8 protein-coding genes and 1 pseudogene are annotated in these 6328 nt (G+C 70.1%); 2 read left to right on the plus strand and 7 right to left on the minus strand.

What is annotated here, in order from left to right:
* Positions 1-6: 6 nt before the first annotated feature.
* The 6 genes from Q0D57_RS00270 to Q0D57_RS00295 all read right to left on the minus strand — a co-directional run bounded on the left by Q0D57_RS00270 (position 7) and on the right by Q0D57_RS00295 (position 5013).
* Positions 7-1035, minus strand: coding sequence for a hypothetical protein (locus Q0D57_RS00270; RefSeq protein WP_291036474.1), 1029 nt, complete (start codon positions 1033-1035; stop codon positions 7-9).
* On the minus strand, positions 1022-2194 hold the full coding sequence (locus Q0D57_RS00275; RefSeq protein WP_291036477.1) for an ATP-binding protein: 1173 nt from the start codon (positions 2192-2194) through the stop codon (positions 1022-1024). The genes Q0D57_RS00270 and Q0D57_RS00275 overlap by 14 nt, the downstream gene beginning before the upstream one ends.
* Positions 2195-2220: 26 nt before the next feature.
* Positions 2221-2949 carry a response regulator transcription factor gene (locus Q0D57_RS00280; protein ID WP_291036480.1) on the minus strand — a complete coding sequence of 243 codons (729 nt, stop codon included), beginning with the start codon at positions 2947-2949 and terminating at the stop codon, positions 2221-2223.
* Between the two features lie 192 nt (positions 2950-3141).
* Complete coding sequence (locus Q0D57_RS00285) at positions 3142-3921, minus strand: hypothetical protein (RefSeq protein ID WP_291036482.1); 780 nt, start codon at positions 3919-3921, stop codon at positions 3142-3144.
* Positions 3918-4499, minus strand: a complete 582-nt coding sequence (locus tag Q0D57_RS00290) for a sigma-70 family RNA polymerase sigma factor (protein ID WP_291036486.1) — start codon at positions 4497-4499, stop codon at positions 3918-3920. The genes Q0D57_RS00285 and Q0D57_RS00290 overlap by 4 nt, the downstream gene beginning before the upstream one ends.
* Positions 4500-4578: 79 nt before the next feature.
* Positions 4579-5013 (minus strand): hypothetical protein, encoded by a 435-nt coding sequence (locus tag Q0D57_RS00295; protein WP_291036488.1) that lies wholly within the window; start codon positions 5011-5013, stop codon positions 4579-4581.
* A gap of 140 nt (positions 5014-5153) precedes the next feature.
* Between Q0D57_RS00295 and Q0D57_RS00300 the strand changes: the two genes are divergently transcribed.
* Positions 5154-5510, plus strand: coding sequence for a hypothetical protein (locus tag Q0D57_RS00300; RefSeq protein WP_291036490.1), 357 nt, complete (start codon positions 5154-5156; stop codon positions 5508-5510).
* Between the two features lie 40 nt (positions 5511-5550).
* Positions 5551-6024, plus strand: a complete 474-nt coding sequence (locus tag Q0D57_RS00305; RefSeq protein WP_291036492.1) for a hypothetical protein — start codon at positions 5551-5553, stop codon at positions 6022-6024.
* Between the two features lie 58 nt (positions 6025-6082).
* Here the strand turns inward: Q0D57_RS00305 and Q0D57_RS00310 are convergent.
* Positions 6083-6328, minus strand: a pseudogene (locus Q0D57_RS00310) (hypothetical protein); the annotation flags it as partial.

The following is a 6328-nucleotide window of genomic DNA, read 5'->3' on the forward strand; positions in this document are numbered from 1 at the left end:
GGCGCCTCAGCGCCCGCTCCGCACGAGCTCGCGGTGCATCGAACCGTCGGGCCTGCCGATGACGACGGATGCGGCGAGCTCCGCGCCGGTGGCCGTCAGGCGCACCGTGACGCTGCCCGCGGTCACCCCGTCGAGCACCTCGGCCACGCGGCGCACGACCGCGTCGCGGGCATCCTCCACCCCGTCGGCCGTGCGGAGGCCCGTGTCGTCGAGGAGCGAGACGTCGACCCCGCGGAGGCGCGCCCGGCGGACACCGGCGGTGAGCGGCTCCACCGCCAGGAGACGCCCGCGGATGGAGTCGCGGAGGCCGCCCTCCAGTGTGCGGTAGGCCGCTCGATCATCCGGTGTCGAGGGCTCGCCCGTGGCGATCCGGGCGATCGCGTCGCGCACCGGCCCGGTCAGGCGCTGCAGCTGGATCGTGCGCTCGGCCTGTGACTCCTGCGCCGCAGCGGCGGCGGCCGCGTGCGACGCCTCGAGGCGGTGCAGCTCCGCCAGGGGGCGGATGATCCGGGCGAGCCCGACGGCGAAGAGGGTGCCGGCGAGCAGGGCGACGGCTTCGTGCGCGACCATCAGCAGGCCGGTCACGGGGCCGGCGCCGTCGACCGTCGTCCACAGGGCGGTGAGCGCGGCCATCACGGCGAACCCGCTCCAGGCGGCGGCGATCCGGCCGCGCACGGCCAGCGCCAGCAGCAGCAGGGTGCCGGCCAGGATCTGCCAGGTGGAGTAGCCGTTGCCGATGCGGGCGTCGAGCTCGAGCGGCACCAGGATGCTCGCGAGGGTCGTCGCCCCGACGACGACGAGCGTCTTGGCGAGCGGCAGCGGATGGGTGCGCCCCGACACCGCGACCACGGCGGCGGCGACGACCACCGCGAGCGCCGCCCAGCCCGACCAGCTGCGCATGGGCGCGCCGCCGGCGCTCAGCGCAAGGGTGACGACGGTCACCAGGTAGACGGCCAGCAGGATGCTCGAACCGGCTCCCGGGATGCCCACCAGCGCGGCGAGGTCGACGGGAGCCGCCCGGTCAACCCGCCGCATCCGCCCGCCACCCGATCACGACGCTCGTGCCCTCGCCCGGCTGCGACGAGACGAGGGCGCGGCCGCCGGCGAGGGCGGCGAGCCGCTCGGTGACGCTGAGCCGGATGCCGAGACGGTCGGGGCGCACCGCCGCGAGGTCGAAGCCGGCGCCGTCGTCGAGCACGGCGACGTGCAGCTCACGATCGCGCACGTCGACCACGACGGTGCGGGCGACGCCCTCGGCGCCGGCGTGCTGGAGGGAGTTGCGGAGGGCCTCGGCGACCGCGTCGACCACGACATCCGCCACCATCGCCGGCAGTTCGAGCTCGGAGGCGACCGTCCACACGAACTCCGCGTAGGGGTCGAGATCGGTGGTCAGCGCCTGCACCCGCCAGACGAGCTCCTGGCCTCCCACCGGGCCGGCCGCCACGGTCGGGGCGGCCAGCTGCTCGATCTGCTGGAGCCCGCGGCGGGCCAGCTCGGCGGCCCGCTGGTCCGGGGCACCGGATGACCCACGGGCGGCGAGGAGCAGCGTGGCCAGCACGGTGTCGTGGATCAGGGCATCCGTGTGCCGCTGCTCGCGGGCGCGCGCCTCGGCCTGGGCGTCGGCGACGGCCTGGGCTCGGGCCGCCGTGGCAGCCGCGTCGAGCGAGCGGGCCGCCCGCAGCGTGGCGAGCGTGAGACCTGCGAACACCGACTGCAGCAGCAGGGCGACGAGGGCATCCTGCAGAGCCACGTCGGCGATCGACTCGGGGAAGGCGAGCATCCGGGCGACCGCGACGAGGGCGGCGAGGGCCAGCGAGTAGCCCCAGGCGGCCAGCGGTGGCAGCACGAGGGCAGCGGTCGCGGCGGCCAGCGGCGTGATGCCGAGGATCCAGGGCGCCCCGGCCTCCGGCGGCAGCGTGCCCGAGCGGAGGCCGAGCTCGAGGGTGAGCAGCAGCACCACGAATCCGGCGCTGGTGAGCACGAGCCCGGCCCGCACACCGCGATCCGAGCCGGCGAGGGCGGCGACGGCGGTGGCCACCGGCGATCCGAACACGATCAGGAGCGACGCCACGGCCCAGAGCGGCGTCTCGAAGCCCGACTGAGTGAGGATCGGCCCCGTGACCACCGCCCCGAAGGCGACGGCGGTCGCGGCAAGGCAGAGCACCATGGTGCGGGTGAAGCGCCGCTCGGTCACCCCGGGCCGCGCGCGACCGCTCTGCTTCACAGCTGCGGGACCGGTAGGAGGCCGTCTTCCACGGCCCGTTTGTAGAGGTCGATCTTGGTGTGCGCGGGCCGCCCTGCCGCGCTGTACTTCGAGCGGATGCGGCGCACGTAGTCGTCGACGGTGCCCGGGGCGATGCCGAGCTCGCTGGCGACGACCTGCGACTTCACTCCGTCGGCGAACAGCTGCAGCACCCTCACCTCCTGCGGGCTCAGGCCGGCGCTCCGGATGCGCGGGTCGGAGTGGATGGCCGCCGCGAGGTCGGCCGAGAGCAGGTGGGCACCCCGCCGCACCCCTTTGACCGCATCGACGAGCGCGCTCATGGGTGCCGACTTGCGCACGAGCGCCATCACGTCGCTGGTGGCGGCGAGCCTGATCAGCTGCGGGTGCTCGCCCGAGGTGTAGGCGATGACCCGTGCTCCCCGCTCCGAGAGCCGCTCCGCGTTGCTGACGGGCGACGACCCGTCGGCCAGCCGCAGGTCGAGCACCACCACCTCGAGGGCCTCCACGTCGACCGCCCCCAGCGCGGCGATCAGCCCGTCGACGGTCGGTGCCGACGCGACCACCTCGACGCTCGGGTCGTCGCGGAACGCCTCCCGCACTCCCAGCGCGACCGACTCGTGATCATCGACGATCCCGAGCCGGATGACCTCGCGAGCCCCGACCTCGGCCCCGGTCACGTCGCCCCCGATGCGCACCGCCTCGGCCCCACTGTCCTCTGTCGCCACGCCATCTCCCCCCGGATGCCCCCAGCGTAGACGGTGCCGGCGACCGCCGGTTGTCCCCGTGTGCGTGCCCGGGCGTCGGTGACGTCCGCGAGTCCCGTGCTCAGCGCATCGTGGCCGGCACCGAGGCCGGCAGGCGGCATCCTTCACCGGGCGGAGCAGGTGACTGCCGACTGCGCCCCCGCACTCCGCTGCCTAGGGGCAGTCGAGGGAGATCGGCGTGCTGTCGGTGCCGGGTATGAGGAACTCACCGACGACGGTCGTGCCGTCGGACTCATAGACGGGGATGTACCGGTCGAGCCGGTTGGCCCCGTTGACGAAGGCGATGCCCTCGTCCCACGTCATCTCGGTGATGTCGTTCACGGCATAGAGGTCGTCGTGCCGTGCGTACCCGCGTGTGCAGTTCAGGGCGGTGACCGGCACGAGGTCCGGGTTCTCGAGGCCATCGGCCTTCGGCGCCCCGAAGGTCTCTCCGGATGCGTTGGTTCCCCAGTCCGTGTCAATCGTCTCGACGTAGTGGGCCGTGATCGACCAGGATGCCTCTGGTGTCGTCTCCAGCGTGATCGTGCCCTGTTGATCGAGGCCGAGCGGCACCGTGCCCCACGCATCCGTGGTGGATCCTTCGGCGCAGGAGAGACTGCCGAACGATCCGAAGCTGAACGTGCCGTCTGTGTGACAGGTCACGGTGACGGAGATTCCGGTGGCGTGGGCGGGGACTGGGCCGAGATCGAGCGTCCCGGTGCCGGTGAACGATCCGGAGACCGGATCCGCAAGGGCATGGATGATCGGGGTACCCGGCGGGGTGAGGAGCTTCGCGGTCGCGATGCCCGCGGTGCCGGTGACCATTGCGATCCCGAGCACGGTGACGCCGAGCCACCAGCGTCGCCTGCGTGCAGGTGTTCGCGATCCGACCTGCTCGAGCAGGGCACCTCGCAGGGCGCTGGAGAATTCAGGTCCGGGGGAGAAGCTGTTCATGAGCTGGCCTCTTCGGTCGGGAGTGCGGGGGCGCTTGTGGGGGAGAGTTCGAGCCGCAACCGGGTGCGCACTCGGGAGAGGCGGGTGCGAGCCGTGCCGGGAGTGATGCCGAGGGCGGCTGCAGCTTCGGCGGTGGGGTAGCCCTCGAGCATCACCAGCGCCACGAGGCCGCGGTCGATGTCTCGGAGTCGATGCAGCGCTTCGCGCAGACGGGAGTCGAGTGTCTCCTGGCGGGCGAAGGCCTCCTCCTCCGCCGAGGGGAGGGCTTCGTCGTGGGGGATCCTGCCGAGAAGCTTCTGGTATCTCTGCCGAGCGCGGCGCGAACTGAGCGCGGTGTTCGATGCGGTGACGAGCAGCCACGGCAGCACAGACCCATCGACCAGCCCTACCGTGTCCCGTCGGCGCCACAGCTCGAGGAACGTCGTCGCCAGGACGTCCTCTGCGTCGTGGCGATCGGCGACGAAACGGTACGCGTGGCGGAACACCCGGTCTCGGTGGGCGTCGAAGATCGCCCCGAAGGCCGATTCGTCACCTGCCCGAGCCAGCTCCCATTGAGTGGTGCCGTCCCGTGAGCTCACTCTCTCCATACCCCGTAGTGCCCCGAGGCGCCTCGATTGTTACACCGGCGCGAGGATGGGCGGCGCGGGGCGCGATCGTCTACCGTCCCTGTTCCGCAGCGTCGCTGGCGACGTAGAGGTTGTCAGCGACCTCGATCCATTCGTCGCTGTCGCCACCCACGGTGACGCTGAGCATGTACTCGGGCTGGCCGCCGAGTCCGACCGTGATGGGGAGGCCGCCGCAGGCGCTGTGCCCTTCGCTGCCGGCGAAGATCACCAGGCAGCTGTATCCGTCGCTGGTCCCCGTGCCCCGAGCCGCATAGAACGTCGTGCCCGTCTCGTCCTCCCAGAGGAAGCGAGTGGACGCCTCCTCCACCGAATCCAGCACGTCCGCTGTGCCGTCGGTGGGCAGTCGGTCGCGTTCTTCCTGCGGCTGCGAGAAGGCCGGCAACTCGTCCTGGGCTGCACACGCGGTGAGCACCCCGGTGAGCGCTGCTCCCAGAACCACCGCGGAGACCAGTGACGAAGCTCTCATGCGCCGAAAGTAATCGACAGCTGTCTACACCGCAAGTGACGGCAGTCTGGGCGCTGCCACAGTGAGGCCCCGGGAGGATCGCCGCTACCGGCACCAGCTTCGACGGTTGCACCTGCGTTCAAGGCCTACGCTGTGTGGAAATGAGTGACGAGACGGCGTTGACCGAAGGCGAGCTTGCGTTACTTCGTGATGCCGAGATTGACGACGTGCACACCGTCTCAATGCTGTTCGACCTCGGGCTGATCGAGAGCACCAAGGACAGACCTACGCCGGACGCCGTGAGTGCGGCATTCGAGAGCCTCGCTCGATTGCTCGACCTGGGTCTCATCCGGGTTGGTCGCCTCGAAAACAGCGATGGTGGGCCGGACGGGCGGCTGGCACCAGTTCGACACGTTGCTGAACCTCTGGACGTTGTCCACGCTCGCGTAACCACGGCCATAGCTGCCGCCCAGGAGCCGAGCGATTGGTGGTTTGCGTCGTGGGTCGTAGCTACATAGCCGACTCTCGTAGGCTCATGATGTGGGACAAACAGAGGGCATGGTGTCATTCGAGATCAGCGAGCTGATCGCCACGTTCCGAGAGTCGATACTGACACTGATGCCGGTAGCTGACCGAGCGCTCCTCAGCTGGCGTGACGAGGACGCTCATGACGACTGGGAGCGTCTGGTCGAGTCAGCCTTTCACGTGTTCGTTCAGTCGCCCATCTCTTTGGACCCTGCCCACCGGACCGCCTTGCCTCTCGCTCGGTACGACTTCAACATCCCGACATACAAGCATTCGAGTTGGATCGAGGTCGTGTCCGCTGACCGACCCAGCGGGCTCGCTCTGGTGCGCTTCGAAGCAGGAGCGGGTGACTTCCGCACGATGTGGCTCGCGGACCCTCGCGCTGCCGGATATCCATCGCCGCAAGGAGAGAGCCGGGAATGGAGCCCCGACGTGAAGTTCCGGTTTGCACGAAGAGATCGCAGAGCAGGCATATCGCTGCACGACGCCGTGACGCCCATCGAGTAAGGGGCACGCCGCCGACCGTCAGCCGCCCTGCTTTTTCATTGGCACTTCCGGCTGGGTTTCAGGAGGTCAGCTTCGCGACGGTCTCTCGAGCCGGAAGAAGCCACTCGTCTAGCTCGTCAGTTTCTTCCCACAGCTCGAACAACTCCGACAGTTCACCCGATGCGACGGCTCGACTTGCATGGTTGTCGGCGGCGGTTGAAAACTGGACAGTTGTGGCGGTGAAAAGTGAACACTCGACGATTGGAGAGTGATCACTTTGGAAGATTGGGCGCTGATCAGGCGGCTGGCGGCAGAGGGCGTGCCG

Origin of the sequence: Herbiconiux sp. (assembly GCF_023264895.1) — a bacterium.
GTDB lineage: Bacteria > Actinomycetota > Actinomycetes > Actinomycetales > Microbacteriaceae > Herbiconiux.

Coding starts and splice junctions, on each gene's coding strand:
- Q0D57_RS00270 (WP_291036474.1), bottom strand. CDS start 1,035: ATGCGGCGGGTTGACCGGGCGGCTCCCGTCGACCTCGCCGCGCTGGTG.
- Q0D57_RS00285 (WP_291036482.1), bottom strand. CDS start 3,921: ATGAACAGCTTCTCCCCCGGACCTGAATTCTCCAGCGCCCTGCGAGGT.
- Q0D57_RS00295 (WP_291036488.1), bottom strand. CDS start 5,013: ATGAGAGCTTCGTCACTGGTCTCCGCGGTGGTTCTGGGAGCAGCGCTC.
- Q0D57_RS00300 (WP_291036490.1), top strand. CDS start 5,154: ATGAGTGACGAGACGGCGTTGACCGAAGGCGAGCTTGCGTTACTTCGT.
- Q0D57_RS00305 (WP_291036492.1), top strand. CDS start 5,551: ATGGTGTCATTCGAGATCAGCGAGCTGATCGCCACGTTCCGAGAGTCG.